We start from the raw sequence: 21,194 nt of genomic DNA, 5'->3' as shown, positions 1-21,194 counted from the left end.
CCCATTTTTGCATTAATGCGGCATAAATATTACCGATTTTTGAGCTGTCATATGTATATACATGACTTGACGCTCAAGACGCCTCCCGCACAGGTTCCGCCCCAGTCAGAGCTAAAGGTTCTGAGCGAATACCTAAGTGGGAAGGCATGGGGACGATGAAAAAGAGGCTTTTGTTGGCGGGGGCGGCTGTCGCCGCGACTATGTACGGCGGGGCGGCGTCGGCTCAGGAAGTCGATGTGACCAATGTTGACGACATCGTCGTCACCGGCAGCCGGATCAAACGTCAGGACATCAGCGGGGTCGGCCCCGCCACGGTCGTGACTGGCGAGGACATCGAGCGCACCGGCATCACCAACGTCGAGACCCTGCTGCAGCGCCTTCCGGCGTCGGCCGGCGCGGCGGGCAATCAGACGAACTCCTACTGGACGGGCAACGGCTATGGCACGGCGCAGGTGAACCTGCGCGGCCTGGGCATCAACCGGACCCTGACGCTGATCAACGGGCGTCGCGTGGTCAACGGCGGCACCGGCGCCAACAGCGCACCCGACCTGAACATGATCCCCACCCCGATCATCGCCCGCATGGACGTGCTGAAGGACGGGGCCTCGGCCATCTACGGCGCGGACGCCGTGGCCGGGGTGGTGAACATCATCACCGTCAACGGCTATGAAGGCCTGAAGGTGTCGGGCAAGTACGGCGTCACCGATGAAGGCGACGGCCAGGATGTGACCTTCGACGTCCTGTGGGGCATCAAGAACGATCGAGGCGGCGTCACCGCCGCCCTGACCTATCAGAAGTCCGAAGAGGTCAATCTGGCCAGCCGCGCGCCGTGCGGCCTGGGCGAAGTCAACGGCGCCCTGACCTGTCTTTCCAGCGCCACGACGCCGGGCGGCCGGCGCGGTCCTGCCGAACGGGCAGATGATCAACTTCAACCAGACGCCGGGAGGAGACGGCGATTTCTACGAGCCGTATGATCCGGCCAAGCACAACCACAACTCAAACGGCTATCTGAACGCTTCTTCGCCGATCGAGCGCTTCAGCACGGCCGTGCTGGCCGACTATCAACTGACGGATAGCGTCAGCCTGTTCGGCGAGCTGTTCTTCACTCACCGCGAGAGCAACCAGATGGCGGCTCCGGGCGCCCTGCGCGACATTCGCATCGCGGCCGATCATCCGACCAACCCGACAGGCCAGGATCTGCTGCTGATCCGTCGTCTTCTGGTCGAGCCGGGCCAGCGTCAGTTCTTCCAGGAAACGGACACCTACCGCTTCGTGGGCGGCGCGCGCGGCGACATCGCCGGCGACTGGACCTGGGAGGCTTCCGCCAACTGGGGCCGCAACACCGGCGTCGACGGCATGACCAACATCGTCAACCTGCAACGGTTGGGCGATACGCTGAACACCTCGCTGTGCAGTCCGACGCCGGGCGCGGCTGTGCCGTGCGGCGACTATCTGGGCATGGGCGACGTCAATCAGGACGTGCTCGACTACATTCTGTTCAACTCGCGCGACACGGGCGGCAATGAGCAGAAGAGCTTCACCTTCGACGTCAGCGGCACGGTCATGGAGCTGCCGGCCGGCGCCCTGGCGATGGCGGCGGGGCTGGTCTATCGCGAAGAGAAGGGCTGGCGCGATCCCGACGCCCTGACGGTGCTGGGCATCTCCAACACCAACCAGCAGGATCCGATCGCGGGCGAGACCAAGGCCAAGGAAGCCTATGTCGAACTGTCGGCGCCCTTGCTGAGCGGACCTGCCGTTCGTGCAGCGGCTCGAACTGGACGGCGCGGTCCGTTACTCGGACTATGACATGTTCGGCGGCGAGACGACCTATAAGTTGGGCCTGAACTGGACGGTGGTCGACAGCCTGCGTCTGCGCGCCACCTACGGCACCGGCTTCCGCATCCCCAGCGTGCCCGAACTGTTCGGCGGCGTGGCCGAGGGCAACCTGACTGTTCGGCGTCAGCGCCTTTGGCACAGATCTGGGGTTGCGGATAATGGAGGGATTGGGTCTCGTCGCAGTGACGTAAGGAACGCAGATGAGACCCAATCCCTCCAGCCCAAAATTGGCTGCCAAGCCCACCAAGAAGCCCGCCGAGGTGGTGGTGAAAGATATTCGCCGTGCCACACGCCGGCATTTCTCGGCCGAGGATAAAATCCGCATCGTGCTCGAAGGCCTGCGCGGCGAGGAGAGCATCGCTGAACTGTGCCGCCGCGAAGGCATCGCCCAGAGCGTGTATTATTCCTGGTCAAAAGAATTCCTTGAGGCTGGCAAACGCCGTCTGGCCGGGGACACGGCCCGTGCCGCCACCAGTGACGAGGTCAAGGATCTGCGCCGTGAAGCACTGGCTCTCAAGGAATGCGTGGCCGACCTGACGCTCGAGAACCGCCTGCTTAAAAAAAGCATGATCGCGGATGGGGGCGACCAAGAATGAGGTATCCCGCCGCAGAAAAGCTCGAGATCATCCGCCTCGTCGAGCAATCCCATCTGCCCACCCGACAGACGCTGGAGAAACTGGGCATCCCACGCCGCACCTTTGCCCGCTGGTATGCCCGCTACCTTGATGGTGGGCCTGAGGCGCTGGAAGACCGCCCCTCGGCGCCAAGCCGGGTATGGAACCGGCTGCCCGAGAATGTGCGCAAACAGATCATCGACATGGCGCTGGAGGAAAGCGAACTCTCGCCCCGCGAGTTGGCCACCAAATTTACCGATGAGAAGCAGTACTTTGTCTGCGAGGCCACGGTTTATCGCCTGCTCAAGGCACAGGATCTGATCGCCAGCCCAGCCTATATCGTCATCAAGGCCCGCGACGAGTTCCACACCAAGACGATGCGACCAAACGAGATGTGGCAGACCGACTTCACCTATTTCAAGCTGATCGGTTGGGGCTGGGTTTACCTCTCAACCGTGCTCGACGACTATTCCCGCTACATCATCTCGTGGAAGCTGTGCACCACCATGACGGCGGGCGATGTCACCGACACGCTGGACTTGGCGCTGGCCGCATCAGGTTGTGACAGCGCCACCGTGCTGCACATGCCGCGCCTGCTCTCGGACAATGGCCCGAGCTATGTCGCGGGCGAACTGGCCGCCTATATCGAGGCCCAGTCCATGAGCCACGTGCGCGGCGCCCCCTTTCACCCCCAGACACAGGGCAAGATCGAGCGCTGGCACCAGACCTTGAAAAACCGCATCCTACTGGAGAATTATTACCTGCCCGGCGATCTCGAAGCCCAGATCGAAGCCTTCATCGAGCACTACAACCACCAGCGCTATCACGAAAGCCTGGGCAATGTGACGCCCGCAGATGCCTACTTTGGCCGCGATCGGCAGATCCACGCCCAGCGCGCCGCCATCAAGAAACAGACCATCGAACATCGCCGCTTGCAGCACCGCAAGCTCGCCGCCTAAAAGCCAACCCCTGACGAGGCCCGCTCTCCGTTAACGCCACGCCAAACCTGCGCCAAATGTTTCGACGACGGACAATTTGGGTTCTCACGACGGACGACTTCGGTGCCTCGACGGAGGCTATGAATAGGCCCTTTTCGCTTCAATTCCAAAAGCCCCCCGACTATTAGGCCGAGGGGCTTTCATCTGAGCGAGCTACTCTGGCGCGATCAGCTTAGGGACACATGAAGTATGTCGTCCAAACTGAATAGTCGTAGTTGGTTGTGTCGCCCCACGAGACGTCAGGACTGCTGCAAAAGACCTCCGTGTAGCCGACAGGTTGACCATCGCGAATGTAGGTGATGATGGCCCACGGCTCTTCCATGACTACTGCGGCTGACGCGCTGGTCGGAATGAGGGTTGTAGCGCCAACCGATGAAGAGGCTACCAAAGCCGCAGCAAGGGCGAGATGCACGAGTTTCTTCAAGGTTGTTTCCTCCTATGAGCCTTCCTCCCGAAGGCGAGAGAAACGATCATAGGTTGTGCATTAAAATACCAATGATCTTTGTGTGATCGCTTTGATCGGAGGGGTTCTCATTGGGAGCGTCCTCTTAACGGACACCCAATTTCGGTGTCGGAGCGAAAGCCTGCACGCAATCCTACCCAGAAGGAGTCATTGGTCGTTTCGTGTTTGTCGTTTCTTCGTTGAGCCTCCTGGCCCGCACCTTAAAAGGCACCATCAGACCATGGTGCTGTCCTTGCCGTGAGGTGGCGGTCGAGCTCTATCGGCCAGGGCGTGCAATCCTGGTACTTCCAATCATCTTCGCCATCGCCCATGCAGGCGCTATACGCACCGCCACCTGTGTGAGCTGTGACCGAGGTTCAGGCTGACGGTAAGGTGAGAAGGATCGGCTTTGACTTGACTCATGAGCCGAGGCTGACACAGGCACAAATTGTGCGCTCTCTTCAACAAATGCGGCCGGTACTTGAAATATCACGCAATCATCGAGCGTATCCCCGCGAGGGGGTAGTTTCTGATTTCTCGGAAACCCCCTTGTAAATCCAAGGGGTCAGTGTGGTGCCGCCGGGCAGGATTGAACTGCCGACCTCAGCCTTACCAAGGATGCGCTCTACCACTGAGCTACGGCGGCGGGTCACTGAGGAAGCGGCCGTATAGCCAAAGGTTTCGGCCGGGCCAAGCCAAAAATGCACGCTTGATCAAAATCTTTGCACACGGTCTGTTGCCGTCATGGATAAGCCGACCAAAGACGCAGACGAGACGGGCGCTGACGTCGCCTCGCCCCCTTCCGCCAGTCCCGCAGCCTTGGCCAAGGCCGAGCGCGCGGCGCGCCTGGCGGCCGCCTTGCGCACGAATCTGCGCCGCCGAAAGGCGCCGGGCGCGGGCGGGACGCGGCCGCCGAGCGAAAGCAACTGAAAGTCATCCGTCTTGCGACGTTACGGCCTTTCGCGGGCGCCGTTCGGCTTGCTAGATAACCGGTTCGCCGGGCCGTAGGGGTCCGGGCCTCCCAGGACTTCCCCGACACCCATGGACAGCATCGTCATTCACGGCGGCAACCGCCTTAACGGCTCGATTCCGGTCAGCGGGGCCAAGAACTCGGCGATCAAGCTGATGGCGGCGTCGATCCTGACGGATCAGCCCCTGCTGCTGACGAATATGCCGCGTCTGGCGGACACGCGTTTCCTGGGCCAGCTGCTGCGCCAGTTCGGCGTGGAGGTGACCGAGCGCGACGGGGCGGACGGGCAGGAGACCCTGTTCCACGCGCCGGAGCTGACCTCGACCTTCGCCCCCTATGACCTGGTGCGTCAGATGCGGGCCTCGTTCAACGTGCTGGGGCCGCTGCTGGCGCGCACTGGGAACGCCAAGGTCTCCCTGCCGGGCGGCTGCACCATCGGCGCGCGGCCGGTCGACCTGCACCTTCAGGCCCTGACGGCCATGGGCGCGGCGATCGAGCTGGAAGAGGGCTATGTCAGCGCCACCGCGCCCAAGGGCCTGCGCGGGGCCGAGATCGAGTTTCCCTTCGTATCGGTCGGTGCGACCGAGCACGCCCTGCTGGCCGCCGTGCTGGCGGATGGGACGACGGTGCTGAAGCGTGCGGCGCGCGAGCCGGAAATCGGCGACCTGGCTCGCTGCCTGATCGCCATGGGAGCCAAGATCGAGGGCCTGGATACGGACGTGCTGACGATCACCGGCGTCTCGTCCCTGTCGGGCGCGACCTGGTCGGTGATTCCCGATCGAATCGAGATGGGCTCCTATGCGCTTGCTGCGGCGATGGCGGGGGGCGAGGTGCGCCTGACCAAGGGCCGCGCCGACCTGATCACCGCCCTGACCGACAAGATGGTCGAGGCGGGCGTCGAGATCGAACCGACGCAGGACGGCCTGATCGTGCGTCGCGACCCGACGCAGCGGCTGAAGGCGGTCAACGTCACGACCGAGATCTATCCGGGCTTCGCCACCGACCTGCAGGCGCAGTTCATGGCGCTGATGACGACGGCCGAGGGCGAAAGCGTCATCCACGAGAACATCTTCGAGAACCGCTTCATGCACGCGCCGGAACTGGCGCGCCTGGGCGCGGACATCGCCGTCCATGCGGGCGAGGCCGTGGTGCGCGGCGTCGAGGGGTTGAAGGGCGCGCCGGTCATGGCGACGGATCTTCGCGCCTCCATGTCTCTGGTCATCGCCGGTCTTGTGGCCGAAGGTGAGACGACGGTCGGCCGCGTCTATCACCTGGATCGCGGTTTCGAGCGGATGGAAGAGAAGCTGGGCGCCTGCGGCGCCGATGTCCGACGGATCAAGGGGGAGGGCGATGAGCACTGACGGCGAACCGATCTCGACCCTGACCGACGAGGTGGCGGACGAAGGCGCCGCGGGCGAAAGCCTGGCGCCGATGACGCCGCTGCGCCTGCTGGCCGAGGACGCGGACGACCTGCAGATCATCTCGGCCGCGCTTCAGGACGCCATCATGCGTCCGGTCGACATCCGCTGGGAGAAGGAGGCGCGGCGCCTGACCGTCGTCCTGTCGCGCTTCTGCTGGGAATGCGGCGGCACGCGCGTCATGGCGGCCATGCAGTTCGGCGACGTCCAGGCGGTCAAGAGCCGCCGTCTGCCGCGCCTGCCCGAGGCGGCGCTGGAGCTGTTGGCGCTCGACTTCCTGCCGACCGAGGCGCCGGGCGGTCAGGTGATGATGATGTTCGCGGGCGGTGGCGATCTGCGGATCGACGTGGAGTGCCTGGATGCGGTGCTGACCGACCTTTCCGAACGCTGGCCCGCGCGGGTGGCGCCGACCCATCTGGACGGAGCGGCGCAATGAGCGGACCGCACAAGCTGACCGCGATCGAGATCGACAACGCCTCCCTGCCGGCCGCTACGGCCGAGATCGAGCATCAGCGCCGGGTGGCCATCTTCGATCTGGTCGAACAGAACAGTTTCATTCCGGACGGCGCGGCGGGCGGCCCTTACACCCTGGCCCTGTCGTCGCAGGATAATCGTCTGGCCTTCGATATCTCCGGACCGGATTTCAGCCGGACGCATGTCCTGTCGCTGACGCCGATGAAGACGGTGATCCGTGACTATGGCCTGATCTGCGAAAGCTATTATGAAGCCCTGCGCGGCTCTTCGCCCAGCCAGATCGAGTCGGTCGATATGGGGCGGCGGGGGCTGCACAATGAAGGGGCCGCCCTGCTGAAAACCCGGCTGGACGGCAAGGTGGAGATCGACCAGGAGACGGCGCGCCGGCTCTTCACCCTGGTCTGCGCCCTCTACCGTCGGGGCTGAACTCGACTATCTAAGCGTTTTGGTGCATTAGGCGCCCTCACTTTCACGGCTCGCGCTCACGCTCGGCGCGGGCCCGTAGCTGTTCACACGGGCGAGAGAGGCCGCATGGCTAAGGAAGAACTGCTGGAATTCCCCGGCGTGGTCAGCGAACTGCTGCCGAATGCGACGTTCCGCGTGACGCTGGAAAACGATCACGAGATCATCGCCCACACCGCGGGCAAGATGCGCAAGAACCGCATCCGGGTGCTGGCCGGCGACAAGGTGCTGGTCGAAATGACGCCCTATGACCTGACCAAGGGTCGCATCACCTACCGCTTCAAGTAAGGACGCGCGTGTCGCGTCCTGACGCTTCGGCTCCGAGGTTGATTCTGGCCTCGTCGAGCCCGCGCCGCATCGAATTGCTGGCGCAGATCGGCATTGCGCCCGATCTGGTCGATCCCGCCGATATCGACGAAACGCCTGAGAAGGCCGAGACGCCGTCGCGTCTGGCCCAGCGTCTGGCCTGCTCCAAGGCGGCGGTCGTGGCCGAGCGTCATCCCGATGACGTGGTCCTGGCGGCTGACACCGTGGTGGCCGTGGGACGCCGCCTGCTGGAAAAACCCGCTGACGAGGCGGAGGCGATCCGCTTCCTGAAACTGCTGTCGGGGCGCAATCATCGCGTCTTCACCGGCGTGGCCGTGATCTGCGGCGGGCGCACGTCCTGGCGCGTGGTCGACACCCGCGTCAGCTTCAAGCCGTTGTCTCAGGACGAGATCGCCGCCTATGTCGCTTCGGGCGAATGGCGCGGCAAGGCCGGGGGCTATGGCATTCAGGGCCGGGCCGCCGCCTTCATCACCCGAATCGTCGGCAGCCACCCCGCCGTCATGGGCCTGCCGCTATATGAGGCGGCGAATCTGCTGCGCGGCGCAGGCTGGAGAGGCGAGGCGGCCTGATGGCCGATGTCGAGGTCTTCCTGGACGCGGCTCCGGGCGAGACCCGTGGCATGGTCTTTCGCGACGGCCGCGCCTGCGCCCTCATTATACATAGAGACGACGATCGGCCCGAACATCGCCTGGGGGCTCGCGTCGTCGGCCGTGTGGCGCGCCTGGCGCCTGGCCTGCACGGGGCCTTCATCGACCTGGGTTGCGGCGAACCGTTCGGCTTTCTGCCGTTGGGCAAGGCGGATCGTCCGGCGGAAGGCGCCAAGCTTGAACTTTTGGTCACGGCCGAGCCGCGCGAGCGCAAGGGGCCGGTCTTGCGCCACCTGGGAGAAGCGGGCGGAGAGCCGCGTCTGCTGGAGGCCGGACCCGACGTCGCCGCCATTCTGAACATGCTGGCGCCGGGCGTGCCTGTGTCCACGGGCGCCGAGGCGATTCATGCGGCGCTGGAGGCTGAAGAAGAAGCCTTGTCCGGCGGCGTGATCGAACCAGGCGTGGGTCTGGACCTGGCCGTGCAGCGGACGCGCGCCCTGATCGCGGTCGACATTGATTACGCGCCAGCCGCCGGTCGAGATTCCCGCAAGGGGCGCGAGGCGGTGAATCGCGAGGGCCTGCGCCAGACGGCGCGGTTGCTGGCGCTGAAAGGGTGGGGCGGTCTGGTCGCCATCGACCTAGTGGGCGTCGGCCTGCATCCAGAGACCACTCTATCCATGGCGCGCCAGGCGTTCGCCGATCACGCCGGGGCGGCGATCGGGCCGCTGAGCCGGTTCGGCCTGCTGCAATTGTCTTTGCCGTGGGGGGCGTACGCCTGCCGATGAACGATTTGCGGCGCCGGGGGCGCTGGAGATCGGCGCCCTGCGTCGCCTGCGCCTCGCCTTGCTGACGGATCGCGCCGCGCCGCGCCTGACGCTGCACTGTAGTTCGACGTCAGCGGCGATCCTGTCCCCCTGGGTGGCGCAGCTAGGGCCGCGCGCCCACATCCGCCCGGACGCCGCGCCGGGCGTGTTCGAGATCAAGGAGGGCTGAGCATGGCCCAATGCCCCATTTGCCATCGCGCCGAGGCCGTCGCCGCCTACAAGCCCTTCTGCTCCAAGCGTTGCGCCGACATCGATCTGCAGCGTTGGTTCACCGGCGGCTACGCCATTCCGGTCGAAGATGCGCACGATGATGAAAAAGATCGCGGAATTGAGTGAATTGGCGTCTGGACAGCCCGTCCGGGCTCGCCTATAGAGCCGCCTCTCGCGACGCAAAGCGACGCCTGGATAGCTCAGTTGGTAGAGCAGCGGATTGAAAATCCGCGTGTCGGTGGTTCGAATCCGCCTCCAGGCACCACTTTCCCCTCACATGATGATTATTCGTCTCGGCCTTGAAAAAGCCGAAAAATCGTCATGGGCCTAAACATTCCTTAACATTCTCTGCGTTGGCATTTTTGTTGCCGTTATATTTCATTCAAATGGAATATTTGTGCGCCTCTGCCTCGGGGGCGAGGCGCGCGGGGTGAAAAGCTATTTTCCGCCCTTGACGCTCCGATAGCCGTTCGTCAAAGGGACTTAACCGCATTCTTGCTTGCAGGCTGTGGACGGGGGGGTATGGTTCCATCGCTCCAGTCTGCAAAGCGTCTCAGGATGTTTCGTAAGAATGCGGCGCCGACCGGCGGGGGAGAAATTCCGGCGGGAGGAAAATTTCACGGTAAAGGCCCAGCCGACTGACGCGGCTTGGGTTTTGGGTTCCACGAGTCAGACCAAAGCAGGAACTGGCGAAACATGCTCGATAGCAAGAAGACGAATATCCTCCTCGCAATGGCCGGCGCCGCCGTCCTGATGGCGAGCTCGCCGGTTCTGGCGCAGGACGCGGCCGCACCGGCTGCCCCGGCCGCCGCTTCGGCTCCCGCCGCCGCTGACGCCGCCGCTCCGGCCGCCGACGCCGCCGCCCCGGCTGCAGACGCAGCTGCTGAAGCCCCCGCTGAAGAAGCCGCCGCCGGCGGTCACGGCGGTGCGGGCCTGACCCCGATCGCCATGTTCATGATGGCGCACCCGGTCGTTAAGGTCGTGATGGCAGGCCTGGTCCTGGCCTCGATCTTCTCCTGGACGCTGCTGCTCATCAAACTGGTTGAGTTCAGCTCGCTGACCAAGAAGACCAACCGCTTCCTGGAAGAGTACCGCGGTGCTCGCAACCTGGCCGACATCCGTCGCCTGGCCACCTCGGAAGAGTTCGACGGCAACCCGCTGGCCGACATGGCTGCTGCGGCCACCGGCGAAATCGAACTGTCGCGTCAAGCCGGTCTTGATGTGACGGGCGCTCACCGCGATACGACCGTCGCTCGCGCCGGCAACGCCGTCGGCGCCGTGCAGGGCGGCATGGGTATCCGCCTGTCGGGCGGCCAGCAGTTCCTGGCCTCGGTCGGTTCGGGCGGTCCGTTCATCGGTCTGTTCGGCACCGTTTACGGCATCATGAACTCGTTCATCGGCATCGCCGAGTCGAACACCACCAACCTGGCCGTCGTTGCTCCGGGTATCGCTGAAGCCCTGCTGGCTACCGGCATCGGTCTGTTCGCGGCTATCCCGGCGGTTATCTTCTATAACTACTTCAACACCCGCATCGCTTCGTACGGCGCTCGTGCTGACGGCTTCAACGCCGAGCTGATGAACTCGATCTCGCGTCAACTCGACAAGGGGGCGTAAGACGGATGGCCGCCAAACTTTCCGGTTCCGGCGGCGGCAAGTACACCGTCGAGGCGAACAGCGAAATCAATGTCACGCCTTTCGTGGACATTATGCTGGTTCTCCTCATCATCTTCATGGTGGCGGCTCCGCTCGCCACCGTGTCGGTGCCGGTGACACTTCCACGCGCCGTCGCTCCGCCGGCCGTCAATCCGCCCAAGCCCGTCTTCATCTCCATTCAGAATGGCGGCGAAGTGTACGTGGGCGATTTCCCGACGTCGGTCGCCGCTCTGGGCGATGACCTGAGGACCCAAATCGGAACGCGTAATCCGGACGAAGAGCGGATCTTTATCCGCGCTGACCAGCAGACGCGTTACGGGGACTTCATGCAGGTCATGAACGCCTTGCAGGATAATGGTTTTTACAGTGTCGCCCTGGTTGGCGAAGATCAATCGTAGGGGGCGTGACTCAAAGCATGACTGCTGAACCTCACGAGCACCGCGACCCTCTGCTTGACGCACCCAAGAAGAAGAAACTCTCGACGGGTGCGATGGTCGGGATCGGCGTCTCGGTGATCGTCCACGTTCTTGCAGGTGTCTACCTGTACAAGAGCAAGTTCGAACTCCAGGAGTTCAACTACGTGGACGAGGCTGTGGACGTGGAGTTGATGGAGGCCCCGCCTCCGCCGCCTCCGCCTCCGCCGCCGCCGCCGCCGCCGGATACGCCTCCGCCGCCGAAGCTTCAGGTGCGCGAGCCGGTCGTCAACACCTCGGCGCCTCCGCCGCCGGTGACCTTGCCGATCGAGCCGACGAAGAAGGAAGACCGCGTCGAATACACGGGCCCGCCCGTGATCGTCCCTGGTCCTCCGCCTCCGCCGGCGCCGCCCGCGCCGCCGCGTCCTTCGGTCATCACCAACCCGCAGTGGGCTCGCCCGCCGCGTCCGACTGAACGGGACTTCCCGCAACGCGCTCTTGATCGCGGCGTGGGCGGTTCGGCTACGGTCGAGTGCACGGTGACCCCGAGCGGGAAGCCCGAAGGTTGCCGCGTCGTCTCGGAAGAGCCGTCGGGCATGGGCTTCGGCTCTGCGGCCGTTCGCATCGTCCAACGCGGGCAGCTTTCGCCCCGTACGGTCGATGGCGCTGCAACGAACGCCAAGTTCGTGGTCCGGGTGCCGTTTAACCTGGACTAAGCGTGCGAACGCACTGAACGAAAAGAAGCGCCTCGAGGTTTCGCCTCGGGGCGCTTTTTTCATGTGCTGAAGCCCGGACGCTGAGGTTCGATGAATGGACGATGGAACGCACTTTGCGGCGTCAGGCATGGAGCCGGGCGGCCCGCCTGTGCATTATGGCCCTGAACTGTTCCGGAGGATCGATGTCTCGCAAGCCCCTTATGCTCGCCTTGGCGATCACCACTGGCGTCTTGGGCGCTGGGATCGGCGCCTGCGCCTATAATGAGGCCCTGGGCCGCAATCAGCTGGTCTTCATCGACGACGGCGTACTGGTCCAGCAGTCGCAGGCGGCCTGGGCCGAGACGCTGCGGACGCAGAAGGTGTCGAACAATGCGGCGCAGAACGTCCGGGTGCGCCGAGTGGGCGATCGCATCGTCCAGGCCGCGAATCTGACCAACCGCCATTGGGAGTATGCGGTCTTCGACGATTCCACGCCGAACGCCTTCGTCCTGCCGTCGGGCCATATGGGGGTGACGACGGGGCTGTTGGCCATCGCCAAGAACGACGACCAGCTGGCGGCCGTGATCGGTCACGAGGTCGGCCACGTCATCGCCCGTCACGCCGCCGAGCGCGCCTCGACCACCCAGACGACGGGCCTGATTCTGGGCGCCGTTCAGAGCCAGGCTGGGGACTACAGCCAGGCGGTTCAGGCCTTTGGCGGCATGGGCGCGCAATTGGGCGTCCTGTTGCCGTTCTCGCGCAGCCACGAGCTGGAGGCGGATCGCCTGGGCGTCGATTACATGGCGGCGGCCGGGTACAAGCCGTCGGAATCGTTGGCCCTGTGGCGCGCCATGGCTGAAGGACGGCAGTCGGGGACGCCGGAGTTCGCCTCAACCCACCCGTCGGACCAGACCCGTTTGATGCAACTTCAGCAGTATATTGCCAGCCGCGGTTGGAACTGACGGGGATAAAACATAAAATCCTGCGCGAGGACGAAATGGCCGCTTGCCCCCGACGGCGAGGCCCGCTAGAGAACCGCCCTCGCGCAGAGATGTGCAGCCTTAGCTCAGCTGGTTAGAGCGCCGGTTTGTGGAGCCGGAGGTCCTCAGTTCAATCCTGAGAGGCTGTACCATTCTCCCTCGAATCGCTTCTTGCGATAGTCGAGGGAGAAGTATGACGATGACGTCGCCGGCGTGGGATCCCCAGCAATACAACCGTTTCGAGCGCCAGCGTGATCGCGCGGCCATCGATCTGTTGTCGCAGCTTCCAGACGATCTGGACCCGCATGAGATCTGGGACATCGGTTGCGGCACGGGCCAGCATGCGGCCCTGTTGAAACGGCGCTGGCCGGACGCGCGGGTGCATGGGCTGGATTCGAGCGCCGCCATGCTGGAGCAGGCGCGGGGCCTGCCCGATGATGTGGACTGGGTGCAGGGCGACCTTGAGGCCTGGAAGCCCGCCGCCCCGGTGGATCTGATCCTGGCCAACGCCTCGCTGCAGTGGGCGCCGGATCATGCGGAGCTGTTTCGGCGGCTGACCGAGGCGCTGGCGCCGGATGGGGTGCTGGCGGTGCAGATGCCGATGGCCTGGGAGACGCGGCACCACACCCTGATGCGCCAGACAGCGGCGGACGGCCCGTGGAGCGCGCGCCTGAAGGGCGTGGACACCATCCAGCCGCTGCTGGCGGCCGAGGCCTATTACGACGCAGTGGCGGACCTGTGCGAGGAGGTCGACGTCTGGTCGACGACCTATCTCCACGTCTTGGACGGCGAGAACGCCGTGCTGGAGTGGATGAAGGGCACGGCCCTCAGGCCTTATCTGACCGCGCTTTGCGAAGACCCAGCCAACCGCGACGCCTTTCTGGCGTGCCTGGCTCAGGTGTTGGGCGAGGCGTTTCCACGACGTCCTGAGGGAAGGACTCTTCTGCCATTTCCTCGACTGTTTCTTCTGGCGCGCCGGTCCGGCGACGGCGATGCAGGGTCTCGACCGATCCGTTGAGACTGTCGAGGGCCGCGCGGGCGGCCTCATACCCAGCCGCGACGCCGGGTTCATAGGCTTTCCAGTCGCGGATATCCACGCCGTCGAGCGTGGGCAGGATCAGCAGGTCCGTCTCGGCGCGGGCCTGCATCCGTTCGGCCTCGCTGGACAGGGTGGCCGAACGCATCAGGATCGAGACGATCGGGGGGCCGCGCTTCCACGCGCCCGACAGGATCCAGCGCCACCAGGAGGGAGGATCCTCCAGAGCCTTGGGGTCGACGCCGCGTGACTGCGATACGTCGACGCCGACCACGGGGCCTCTGTTAAGCCGCCGCATGACGTCGCTGGGGAAGTTCCGCAGCACGGCGCCGTCGACCAGCACCTGACCGTTCATCACCACGGGCGGCATGACGCCGGGCAGGGAGATGGAGGCGCGCAGGGCGTGACGCAGCATGCCTTCGCGATGCACCTCCAGCTTGCCCGAGGTCAGATTGGTCGAGACGGCGAAGAAGGGCAGCAGCATGTCCTCCATCTGCACATCGCCGAAGGCCTCCTTCATCAGCGCCTTGACCTTGCGAGCGTGTGTCATGGCGATAATGGGCGGCGCGATGTCGGCCAGGGGATCGGCCAGGACGAAGGCCTGTCGGATGTGATGCTCCAACTCTTCGTCCGACCAGCCCAGGGCGGGCCCCGCGGCGATGACCGCCCCCATGGAAGCCCCGCCGATGAAGTCGATGGGCGTGCCCGCCTCGCGCAGAGCCTTCAGCGCGCCGATGTGGGCGTAGGCGCGGGCGCCGCCGCCGGACAGCACCACGCCCACGGCCGAGCCGGTGATCAGGCGCGCGATCCGCGCCGTGTCGTCGAACAGGCCTTCGACCGCGTGGAACCAGCGGCCGGGCTTTAGCGCGTCCAGCCAGGCGCGGGTGTTGCTGGGGCGCGGCATCCGCGGGTCGCGCAGCAGGATCAGATCGGTGCGCTGGCCTGCGTCGTCCCAGTCGTCGGCGACCGGCGGGGCAGGGGGCGGCGGCCGGTCGGCGGCCCCGACCAGGAACAGCCGGTCCACCTGGCGCGCGCACAGGGCGGCCCAGTTCGGTTCGTCCGTCTCGGCGACGTAGAGGACGTAGTCGTGGGCGTCTTCAACCCGAGAGAACCATTCGGCGGCCGAGGCCAGGGCCGAGCTGTCGATGACGTGGCAGGTGCTGCCCTGGGCCTCGATCGCGCGGGCCACGCGCTCGACGAAGGCGCGGATCGGCCTGTCGCGGGCCGAGACGAAGCCGAAGACGTTCGGTTCCGCGCCGCCGCTGCGCTCGCGGGCGCGGCTCAGCATGATCTGGCCCAGCTCGGACATCAGCATGGGGTCGTTGCGCGCGGCGTCGAAGAAGGCTTCGCGCGGCAGGGCCAGAACGTCGCTGTCGCGCAGGGCGACCACGTCCGACATGTGGGAGGTGCCCGCCAGCATGGCCAGTTCGCCGACCGGCTCGCCGGGTTTGATGACGGCGGCCATCTGCGGAACCCGCGCGTCGTCGCGGCGGAAGACGCCCAGACGCCCGGCGCGCAGAAGATAGAGGGTGTCGGCCGGATCGCCGACCGAGAACAGCCGCTCGCCTCGCGTCAGGGCGAACCAGCTGGCGCGGCTGTCCCGCGCGTCCTCGAAGGCGCGTGACAGGGCGGCGGCGAGCGTGTCCGGTCGAAGCGGGGCCATGAAGGGGAGATATAGCGGATTTCGCCTTCGGTGAACCGAACGGCTTCCCCCCGAGGCGGAAGCCTCCTAAACCTTGGGCATGCCCAAGCTGATTTCCGCCGTCGATCGCAACAGTCCTGCTTTCAAAACGCTGGATGCGCACAATCGCGCCCTGCGGGACGAGCTTTATGAAAAGGTCGCCAAGGCCGCGCGAGGCGGCTCTGACGCCAGCCGCGAGCGCCATGTGGCGCGTGGCAAGCTGTTGCCGCGCGACCGGGTCGAGCGCCTGCTGGACCCCGGCTCGCCGTTCCTAGAGGTCGGCCAACTGGCCGCCAACGGCATGTATCGCGACGAAGCCCCCGGCGCGGGCATGATCTGCGGCGTTGGCCGGGTGTCGGGCCGCGAGGTGATGATCGTCGCCAACGACCCGACGGTGAAGGGCGGCGCCTACTTCCCCATGACGGTGAAGAAGCATCTGCGGGCGCAGGAGATCGCCGAGCAGAACAACCTGCCGTGCGTCTATCTGGTCGATTCCGGCGGGGCCAACCTGCCGCACCAAGCCGAGGTGTTTCCGGATCGCGATCATTTCGGCCGCATCTTCTTCAATCAGGCGCGGATGAGCGCGCGCTCGATCCCGCAGATCGCCTGCGTCATGGGATCGTGCACGGCGGGCGGCGCCTATGTGCCGGCCATGTCGGACGAGACGGTGATCGTGCGTAATCAGGGCACCATCTTCCTGGCCGGTCCGCCGCTGGTGAAGGCCGCGACCGGCGAGGTCATCTCGGCCGAGGAACTGGGCGGCGCCGAAACCCACGGCCGCAAGTCCGGCGTGGTCGACCATGTGGCCGAGAACGACGAGCACGCGCTGGAGATCGTTCGCTCCATCGTCGCCAATCTGAACACGACCAAGCCCCAGCCGCTGGACGTGCGCGAGCCGCGCGCCCCCGCCTATGATCCGGCCGAACTGTACGGGATCATTCCTGAGGACGTCCGCGCCCCCTATGACGTGCGCGAGGTCATCGCCCGCATCGTCGACGGCTCGGAACTGGACGAGTTCAAGGCGCTGTACGGCACGTCGCTGGTGTGCGGCTTCGCCCGCATCTGGGGTCAGCCGGTGGCCATCCTGGCCAACAACGGCGTGCTGTTCTCGGAAAGCGCCCAGAAGGGCGCGCACTTCATCGAACTGGCCTGCAAGCGCAAAATCCCGCTGCTGTTCCTGCAGAACATCTCGGGCTTCATGGTCGGCGGCAAGTATGAAGCCGAGGGAATCGCCAAGCACGGCGCCAAGCTGGTCACGGCCGTCGCCTCGGCTGAGGTGCCCAAGTTCACCGTCCTGATCGGCGGGTCGTTCGGCGCGGGCAACTACGGCATGTGCGGCCGGGCCTACAGCCCGCGGTTCCTCTTCACCTGGCCCAACAGCCGCATCAGCGTCATGGGCGGCGAGCAGGCGGCCAGCGTTCTGGCTACCGTCCACCGCGACGCGGACACATGGACCCCGGATGAAGCCGAGGCCTTCAAGGCGCCGATCCGCCAGAAGTATGAGGACGAGGGCAACCCCTATTACGCCACCGCCCGCCTGTGGGACGACGGGGTCATCGATCCGGCCCAGACGCGCGACGTTCTGGGCCTGGCCATCAGCGCTTCGTTGAACGCCCCGATCCCGGAGACGACCTTCGGCGTGTTCCGGATGTAAGGCAATAAATTGCACGGTGTTCAAAAAACGACTTGAAGCCGGATCGCGCGGCTGAGAGTGTCGCGTCGGCGATCTCGATGTGGGATCAGAATCTGCACGACAAGGACAGTGACATGAAGAAAACTGCAGCTCTCATCGCCCTGACCGCGCTGCTCGCGGCCTGCGGATCGCAGGCCGATTCCAAGGCCCCGGCGACGGTCGAAGCCGCGTCTGAGGCTGCGACGCCGCAGACCGAGCCGGTCTCTGCGGCTGAAGAGGCGGCCGCGCGGACGGGCGAGCCGTCCGAAGCGGTCTTCCCGGTCGGCTATCGCGGCAACTGGGACTATAGCGACGACGGCTGCGCCAAGGACGAGAGCGGCACGCGCTTCGTCATCACGGCCAATGAGATCAAGGGTTATGAGGACACCTCCAAGCTGGTGGCTCTGGAGACTTTGGAAGGCGAAGGCGACGCCATCCGCGTGGTTCTGGAGAACCAGTCGTCGGACGGCGACCAGACCCTCGTCCAGACCCTGCGCCTGTCGCCGGTGGCGGGCGTCTCGCTGCGCGTCGAGCAGGACGGCAAGACCGTTCGCGCCAACCGCTGCGATCCTGTTTAATCGCCTTCTTCCCCAGCGAGGGGGAGAATGATGACGTTTGAAGCGTTCTATCGGCCAAGGAGCCCATCATGACTGACCAAAAGCCGACCGAAGAAGAGCTGAACGCTCTGGACATCACCGACGCCGAGGCGGCGGAGATGAACGCCATCGCCCACCCCTTCGTCGCCGATGCGGCGCCGGACGCCAACGACGACCTGGTGCAGATCGACGCCACCGCCGACGGCGTGGTCTTCGTCACCATCAACCGTCCCGAGAAGAAGAACGCCTTCGACGCGGCGACCATCGCCGCCCTCTATGAGGCGTTCGAGACCCTGCACGGCGCCGACAAGGTGCGCGTAGTCTTCATTCGCGGCGCGGGCGGGACGTTCAGCGCGGGTGCAGACCTGAACTGGATGCGTTCGGCGGCCGACTGGTCCGAGAGCGACAACCGCGACGACGCCATGGGCCTGGCGAAGATGCTGAAGGCCCTGCACGACGTGCCGGCCCTGACAGTGGCCCTGGTCGAGGGCGCGGCCATGGGCGGCGGGGCGGGCATCGTCGCCGCCTGCGACATGGCCGTGGCCGTCGGAGGGACGCGCTTCGCCTTCTCGGAGGTCAAGCTGGGCCTGATTCCGGCGACCATCGCCCCCTATGTCATCGAGGCGGTCGGCGCGCGCCGCGCGCGCCAGCTGTTCCTGACGGCCAATATCTTCGACGCCGACTACGCCGCCCATGCGGGGCTGATCGACATGGTCCTGCCTGAAGGTTCGGTAGACGAGTTCATCTCCATGCTGACCGACAGCCTGTCGGCCAATGCGCCGGGCGCCATGGGCGACGCCAAGCGCCTGGTGAACGACGTGGCGGGCGAAGAGATCGACAACCGCCTGCTGGAAGAGACCGCCAAGCGCATCGCCCGCGCCCGCGTCTCGGCCGAGGGCCAGGAAGGCGTCCGCGCCTTCCTCGACAAGCGCGCGCCGAACTGGGCGCAATAAGGTAGCCTGATGTTCAAGTCCGTCCTGGTCGCCAATCGCGGCGAGATCGCCTGCCGCGTCTTCCGCACCGCCCGCCGCATGGGCCTGCGCACCATCGCCGTCTATTCCGAGGCCGACGCTGACGCACTGCACGTGCGTGAGGCCGATGAAGCGGTGCTGATCGGTCCGGCGGCGGCGCGCGAGTCCTATCTGGATGCGGCCAAGGTGCTGGCGGCGGCCAAGGCGACGGGGGCGGAGGCCATCCACCCGGGCTACGGCTTCCTGTCCGAGAACGCCGACTTCGCCGAGGCCGTGGCGGCGGCAGGGCTAGTCTGGATCGGCCCCAAGCCGTCCTCGATCCGCGCCATGGGCCTGAAGGACGCGGCCAAGAAGCTGATGATCGAGGCGGGCGTGCCCGTCACCCCCGGCTATCAGGGCGAGGACCAGTCGCTGGAGACCCTGAACGCCGAGGCGAACCGCATCGGCTTCCCGGTCCTGATCAAGGCGGTCGCGGGCGGCGGCGGCAAGGGGATGCGCAAGGTCGACCGCGCCGAGGACTTCGCAGAGGCTTTGGCGTCGGCCCAGCGCGAGGGCCAGTCGTCCTTCGGCGATCCGCGCGTCCTGATCGAAAGCTACATCACCCGCCCGCGCCATATCGAGGTGCAGGTCTTCGGCGACAGCCACGGCAACGTCGTCCACCTGCATGAGCGCGACTGCTCGCTGCAGCGCCGCCACCAGAAGGTGATCGAAGAGGCCCCGGCGCCCGGAATGGATCAGGCCACGCGCGACGCCGTCACCGCCGCCGCCGTCCGCGCCGCCAAGGCCGTGGACTATCAGGGCGCAGGCACCATCGAGTTCATCGCGGACGCCTCTGACGGGCTGAAGGCCGACCGCATCTGGTTCATGGAGATGAACACCCGACTTCAGGTCGAACACCCGGTGACCGAGAGCATCACCGGCGTCGATCTGGTCGAATGGCAGCTGCGCGTCGCGGCGGGGCAGCCCATTCCACTGGCGCAAGCCGACATTCCGATGAAGGGCTGGGCCATGGAGGCCCGCCTCTATGCCGAAGACCCGGCCAACGGCTTCCTGCCGTCGATCGGGCGGCTGGATCACTTCGTCATGCCCGACGACATCCGCGTCGACACCGGCGTGATGCAGGGCGGCGAGGTCAGCCAGTTCTACGACCCCATGATCGCCAAGCTGATCGTCCACGAAGACACGCGCGAGGTCGCTGCCGCCCGTCTGGCCGACGCCTGCCGCGAGGTCGAGGTCTGGCCGGTGAAGACTAACGCGGGCTTCATGGCGCGTTGTCTGGACCATCCGCGCTTTGTCGAAGGCGACGTGGACACCGGCTTCATCGCGGCGGAGGAGGGGGCGCTGATCGCCCCGGCTCAGGTTTCCGTCCGCGCCCTGGCCGCTGCGGCGGGACAGATCGGGCTGGAGGCGGACGCCGCCGCCTTCGACGCGCCGGACAATGTGCTGGCGCCTGCCCGTGCGGGCTTGTTCGGCTTCCGCCTGAACGCGGCGCCGCAGGCGCATACGGCGGTCCACCATGACGGCGCGGCGCACGCCCTGACCCTGACCGGCGAGCCGGGCTGGTATGGGCGTTCTTCCAGCTTCACCGTGAGCGGCGAATTCGGCTCGGCTCAGATCTATGGCGAGCCGGGCGTGGTCGTGGTCGACGGCGAGGTCGTCAGCACCCTGTCGCCGGACGCCGGACGGGTGCTGGTGTTCGACGGCGGCGACGTGGTCGAGTTTCACCGCCGCAAGTCCAGCGGTCCGGCGGGCGGTTCCGCCTCCGACGGCGGCCTGCGCGCCCCCATGCCGGGCAAGATCGTCGCCGCGCCCGCCAAGGCCGGGGACAAGGTGGCCAAGGGCCAGCCGGTCGTCGTGCTGGAGGCCATGAAGATGGAGCACGCCCTGACCGCGCCCTTCGACGGCGTGGTATCTGAGTTCAACGTCGCCGTCGGCGATCAGGTCACGGACGGCGCGGTTCTGGCTGTGGTGAAGGCCGAGGGCGCGGGCGAATGATCCTTGCGGCGATGATGGCGACGGCGCTTCTGGGCGCTGATCTGAGCGATATGCCGGCGGCCTCGGCGGCGGACCTTCAGTGCATGGGCCTGCTGGCGGTGGCGATCGACGATCCGGCCGCCTCGGATGCGGTCAAGCAGCAGTATACGGGCGGCATGATGTATTATCTGGGCCGTCTGGAAGGCCGTGATCCCGCGCGCAACTGGATCGGGCGGATGCTGGAATATACGGACTCCACCCCGGTCCAGCAGGTGCGTTCGCACAGCCAGCGGTGCGGACAGGAACTGATCGCCAAGGGGCAGGAAATCTTCACCCAACTGGATCGCCAGCCCTGAGCCGG

General features: G+C 65.7%; 23 protein-coding genes, 3 tRNA genes and 1 pseudogene. 24 read left to right on the top strand and 3 right to left on the bottom strand.

The window, feature by feature from the left end; genetic code table 11:
* Positions 1-155 precede the first annotated feature (155 nt).
* From FGL25_RS17545 to FGL25_RS10395, 4 genes are all read left to right on the top strand, one after another.
* Positions 156-974 (top strand): TonB-dependent receptor plug domain-containing protein, encoded by an 819-nt coding sequence (locus tag FGL25_RS17545; RefSeq protein ID WP_252970126.1) that lies wholly within the window; start codon positions 156-158, stop codon positions 972-974.
* Positions 919-1,806 (top strand): hypothetical protein, encoded by an 888-nt coding sequence (locus FGL25_RS17540; RefSeq protein WP_252970125.1) that lies wholly within the window; start codon positions 919-921, stop codon positions 1,804-1,806. Before FGL25_RS17545 ends, FGL25_RS17540 begins: the two co-directional genes overlap by 56 nt.
* A gap of 1 nt (position 1,807) precedes the next feature.
* Entirely contained in the window at positions 1,808-2,152 is a 345-nt protein-coding gene (locus FGL25_RS17535; RefSeq protein WP_252970259.1) for a TonB-dependent receptor, read from the top strand.
* Positions 2,037-3,409, top strand: a protein-coding gene (locus tag FGL25_RS10395; protein WP_095046155.1) for an IS3 family transposase whose coding sequence is annotated in 2 segments (ribosomal slippage) — positions 2,037-2,394 and positions 2,394-3,409 — 1,374 coding nt in all. Because the reading frame shifts where the segments join, the coding sequence is not laid out codon by codon here. Before FGL25_RS17535 ends, FGL25_RS10395 begins: the two co-directional genes overlap by 116 nt.
* A gap of 211 nt (positions 3,410-3,620) precedes the next feature.
* Here the strand turns inward: FGL25_RS10395 and FGL25_RS10390 are convergent.
* On the bottom strand, positions 3,621-3,872 hold the full coding sequence (locus FGL25_RS10390) for a hypothetical protein (protein ID WP_138141633.1): 252 nt from the start codon (positions 3,870-3,872) through the stop codon (positions 3,621-3,623).
* A gap of 589 nt (positions 3,873-4,461) precedes the next feature.
* A tRNA-Thr gene (locus FGL25_RS10385) sits at positions 4,462-4,536 on the bottom strand.
* 395 nt (positions 4,537-4,931) lie between these two features.
* Between FGL25_RS10385 and murA the strand changes: the two genes are divergently transcribed.
* The 15 genes and pseudogenes from murA to FGL25_RS17525 form a co-directional block, all read left to right on the top strand.
* Complete coding sequence (gene murA, locus FGL25_RS10375; RefSeq protein ID WP_128116546.1) at positions 4,932-6,221, top strand: UDP-N-acetylglucosamine 1-carboxyvinyltransferase; 1,290 nt, start codon at positions 4,932-4,934, stop codon at positions 6,219-6,221.
* Positions 6,211-6,714, top strand: coding sequence for a DUF2948 family protein (locus FGL25_RS10370; protein ID WP_046653022.1), 504 nt, complete (start codon positions 6,211-6,213; stop codon positions 6,712-6,714). Before murA ends, FGL25_RS10370 begins: the two co-directional genes overlap by 11 nt.
* Positions 6,711-7,178: a UPF0262 family protein gene (locus FGL25_RS10365; protein WP_138141632.1), complete on the top strand. Its 468-nt coding sequence runs from the start codon at positions 6,711-6,713 to the stop codon at positions 7,176-7,178. Before FGL25_RS10370 ends, FGL25_RS10365 begins: the two co-directional genes overlap by 4 nt.
* Positions 7,179-7,283: 105 nt before the next feature.
* Positions 7,284-7,502: a translation initiation factor IF-1 gene (infA, locus tag FGL25_RS10360; protein ID WP_003164348.1), complete on the top strand. Its 219-nt coding sequence runs from the start codon at positions 7,284-7,286 to the stop codon at positions 7,500-7,502.
* An 8-nt stretch (positions 7,503-7,510) separates the two neighbouring features.
* Positions 7,511-8,110 (top strand): Maf family protein, encoded by a 600-nt coding sequence (locus tag FGL25_RS10355; RefSeq protein WP_138141631.1) that lies wholly within the window; start codon positions 7,511-7,513, stop codon positions 8,108-8,110.
* Complete coding sequence (locus FGL25_RS10350) at positions 8,110-8,913, top strand: ribonuclease E/G (RefSeq protein WP_252970124.1); 804 nt, start codon at positions 8,110-8,112, stop codon at positions 8,911-8,913. The genes FGL25_RS10355 and FGL25_RS10350 overlap by 1 nt, the downstream gene beginning before the upstream one ends.
* A gap of 58 nt (positions 8,914-8,971) precedes the next feature.
* Entirely contained in the window at positions 8,972-9,121 is a 150-nt protein-coding gene (locus FGL25_RS17530) for a hypothetical protein (protein WP_252970123.1), read from the top strand.
* A 2-nt stretch (positions 9,122-9,123) separates the two neighbouring features.
* Entirely contained in the window at positions 9,124-9,288 is a 165-nt protein-coding gene (locus tag FGL25_RS10345) for a DNA gyrase inhibitor YacG (protein ID WP_138141630.1), read from the top strand.
* 63 nt (positions 9,289-9,351) lie between these two features.
* A tRNA-Phe gene (locus tag FGL25_RS10340) sits at positions 9,352-9,427 on the top strand.
* Positions 9,428-9,858: 431 nt separating this feature from the next.
* Positions 9,859-10,776, top strand: a complete 918-nt coding sequence (locus tag FGL25_RS10335) for a MotA/TolQ/ExbB proton channel family protein (protein ID WP_046653025.1) — start codon at positions 9,859-9,861, stop codon at positions 10,774-10,776.
* A 5-nt stretch (positions 10,777-10,781) separates the two neighbouring features.
* The gene (locus FGL25_RS10330; RefSeq protein ID WP_040345002.1) at positions 10,782-11,213 is read left to right on the top strand and encodes an ExbD/TolR family protein; all 432 of its coding nucleotides are present in this window, start codon (positions 10,782-10,784) and stop codon (positions 11,211-11,213) included.
* 17 nt (positions 11,214-11,230) lie between these two features.
* The gene (locus FGL25_RS10325) at positions 11,231-11,944 is read left to right on the top strand and encodes an energy transducer TonB (RefSeq protein ID WP_138141629.1); all 714 of its coding nucleotides are present in this window, start codon (positions 11,231-11,233) and stop codon (positions 11,942-11,944) included.
* A 182-nt stretch (positions 11,945-12,126) separates the two neighbouring features.
* The gene (locus tag FGL25_RS10320) at positions 12,127-12,885 is read left to right on the top strand and encodes a M48 family metallopeptidase (protein ID WP_167493326.1); all 759 of its coding nucleotides are present in this window, start codon (positions 12,127-12,129) and stop codon (positions 12,883-12,885) included.
* Between the two features lie 93 nt (positions 12,886-12,978).
* Positions 12,979-13,055, top strand: a tRNA-His gene (locus tag FGL25_RS10315).
* A 41-nt stretch (positions 13,056-13,096) separates the two neighbouring features.
* Positions 13,097-13,501, top strand: a pseudogene (locus FGL25_RS17525) (methyltransferase domain-containing protein); the annotation flags it as partial.
* A gap of 229 nt (positions 13,502-13,730) precedes the next feature.
* Here FGL25_RS17525 and FGL25_RS10305 read toward each other — a convergent pair.
* Entirely contained in the window at positions 13,731-15,602 is a 1,872-nt protein-coding gene (locus FGL25_RS10305) for a patatin-like phospholipase family protein (protein ID WP_252970122.1), read from the bottom strand.
* Positions 15,603-15,681: 79 nt separating this feature from the next.
* Between FGL25_RS10305 and FGL25_RS10300 the strand changes: the two genes are divergently transcribed.
* The 5 genes from FGL25_RS10300 (at position 15,682) to FGL25_RS10280 (ending at position 21,189) form a co-directional block, all read left to right on the top strand.
* The gene (locus FGL25_RS10300; RefSeq protein ID WP_003164353.1) at positions 15,682-17,274 is read left to right on the top strand and encodes a carboxyl transferase domain-containing protein; all 1,593 of its coding nucleotides are present in this window, start codon (positions 15,682-15,684) and stop codon (positions 17,272-17,274) included.
* Between the two features lie 113 nt (positions 17,275-17,387).
* Positions 17,388-17,870, top strand: a complete 483-nt coding sequence (locus FGL25_RS10295) for a hypothetical protein (RefSeq protein WP_138141628.1) — start codon at positions 17,388-17,390, stop codon at positions 17,868-17,870.
* A gap of 68 nt (positions 17,871-17,938) precedes the next feature.
* On the top strand, positions 17,939-18,841 hold the full coding sequence (locus tag FGL25_RS10290; protein WP_138141627.1) for an enoyl-CoA hydratase-related protein: 903 nt from the start codon (positions 17,939-17,941) through the stop codon (positions 18,839-18,841).
* Between the two features lie 9 nt (positions 18,842-18,850).
* The gene (locus tag FGL25_RS10285; RefSeq protein WP_138141626.1) at positions 18,851-20,854 is read left to right on the top strand and encodes an acetyl/propionyl/methylcrotonyl-CoA carboxylase subunit alpha; all 2,004 of its coding nucleotides are present in this window, start codon (positions 18,851-18,853) and stop codon (positions 20,852-20,854) included.
* Positions 20,851-21,189: a hypothetical protein gene (locus tag FGL25_RS10280; protein WP_046653033.1), complete on the top strand. Its 339-nt coding sequence runs from the start codon at positions 20,851-20,853 to the stop codon at positions 21,187-21,189. Before FGL25_RS10285 ends, FGL25_RS10280 begins: the two co-directional genes overlap by 4 nt.
* Positions 21,190-21,194 lie beyond the last annotated feature (5 nt).

Origin of the sequence: Brevundimonas vancanneytii (assembly GCF_901421975.1) — a bacterium.
Taxonomy (GTDB): Bacteria; Pseudomonadota; Alphaproteobacteria; order Caulobacterales; family Caulobacteraceae; genus Brevundimonas; species Brevundimonas diminuta.
This window is presented reverse-complemented; position numbering and strand designations above follow the sequence as displayed.

What these genes read in the sequence shown, in the direction of transcription:
- FGL25_RS17545 (WP_252970126.1), top strand. Translation starts at nt 156, where the DNA reads ATGAAAAAGAGGCTTTTGTTGGCGGGGGCGGCTGTCGCCGCGACTATG.
- FGL25_RS17540 (WP_252970125.1), top strand. Translation starts at nt 919, where the DNA reads ATGATCAACTTCAACCAGACGCCGGGAGGAGACGGCGATTTCTACGAG.
- FGL25_RS17535 (WP_252970259.1), top strand. Translation starts at nt 1,808, where the DNA reads ATGTTCGGCGGCGAGACGACCTATAAGTTGGGCCTGAACTGGACGGTG.
- murA (WP_128116546.1), top strand. Translation starts at nt 4,932, where the DNA reads ATGGACAGCATCGTCATTCACGGCGGCAACCGCCTTAACGGCTCGATT.
- FGL25_RS10370 (WP_046653022.1), top strand. Translation starts at nt 6,211, where the DNA reads ATGAGCACTGACGGCGAACCGATCTCGACCCTGACCGACGAGGTGGCG.
- FGL25_RS10365 (WP_138141632.1), top strand. Translation starts at nt 6,711, where the DNA reads ATGAGCGGACCGCACAAGCTGACCGCGATCGAGATCGACAACGCCTCC.
- infA (WP_003164348.1), top strand. Translation starts at nt 7,284, where the DNA reads ATGGCTAAGGAAGAACTGCTGGAATTCCCCGGCGTGGTCAGCGAACTG.
- FGL25_RS10350 (WP_252970124.1), top strand. Translation starts at nt 8,110, where the DNA reads ATGGCCGATGTCGAGGTCTTCCTGGACGCGGCTCCGGGCGAGACCCGT.
- FGL25_RS10345 (WP_138141630.1), top strand. Translation starts at nt 9,124, where the DNA reads ATGGCCCAATGCCCCATTTGCCATCGCGCCGAGGCCGTCGCCGCCTAC.
- FGL25_RS10335 (WP_046653025.1), top strand. Translation starts at nt 9,859, where the DNA reads ATGCTCGATAGCAAGAAGACGAATATCCTCCTCGCAATGGCCGGCGCC.
- FGL25_RS10330 (WP_040345002.1), top strand. Translation starts at nt 10,782, where the DNA reads ATGGCCGCCAAACTTTCCGGTTCCGGCGGCGGCAAGTACACCGTCGAG.
- FGL25_RS10325 (WP_138141629.1), top strand. Translation starts at nt 11,231, where the DNA reads ATGACTGCTGAACCTCACGAGCACCGCGACCCTCTGCTTGACGCACCC.
- FGL25_RS10320 (WP_167493326.1), top strand. Translation starts at nt 12,127, where the DNA reads ATGTCTCGCAAGCCCCTTATGCTCGCCTTGGCGATCACCACTGGCGTC.
- FGL25_RS10305 (WP_252970122.1), bottom strand. Translation starts at nt 15,602, where the DNA reads ATGGCCCCGCTTCGACCGGACACGCTCGCCGCCGCCCTGTCACGCGCC.
- FGL25_RS10300 (WP_003164353.1), top strand. Translation starts at nt 15,682, where the DNA reads ATGCCCAAGCTGATTTCCGCCGTCGATCGCAACAGTCCTGCTTTCAAA.
- FGL25_RS10295 (WP_138141628.1), top strand. Translation starts at nt 17,388, where the DNA reads ATGAAGAAAACTGCAGCTCTCATCGCCCTGACCGCGCTGCTCGCGGCC.
- FGL25_RS10290 (WP_138141627.1), top strand. Translation starts at nt 17,939, where the DNA reads ATGACTGACCAAAAGCCGACCGAAGAAGAGCTGAACGCTCTGGACATC.
- FGL25_RS10285 (WP_138141626.1), top strand. Translation starts at nt 18,851, where the DNA reads ATGTTCAAGTCCGTCCTGGTCGCCAATCGCGGCGAGATCGCCTGCCGC.
- FGL25_RS10280 (WP_046653033.1), top strand. Translation starts at nt 20,851, where the DNA reads ATGATCCTTGCGGCGATGATGGCGACGGCGCTTCTGGGCGCTGATCTG.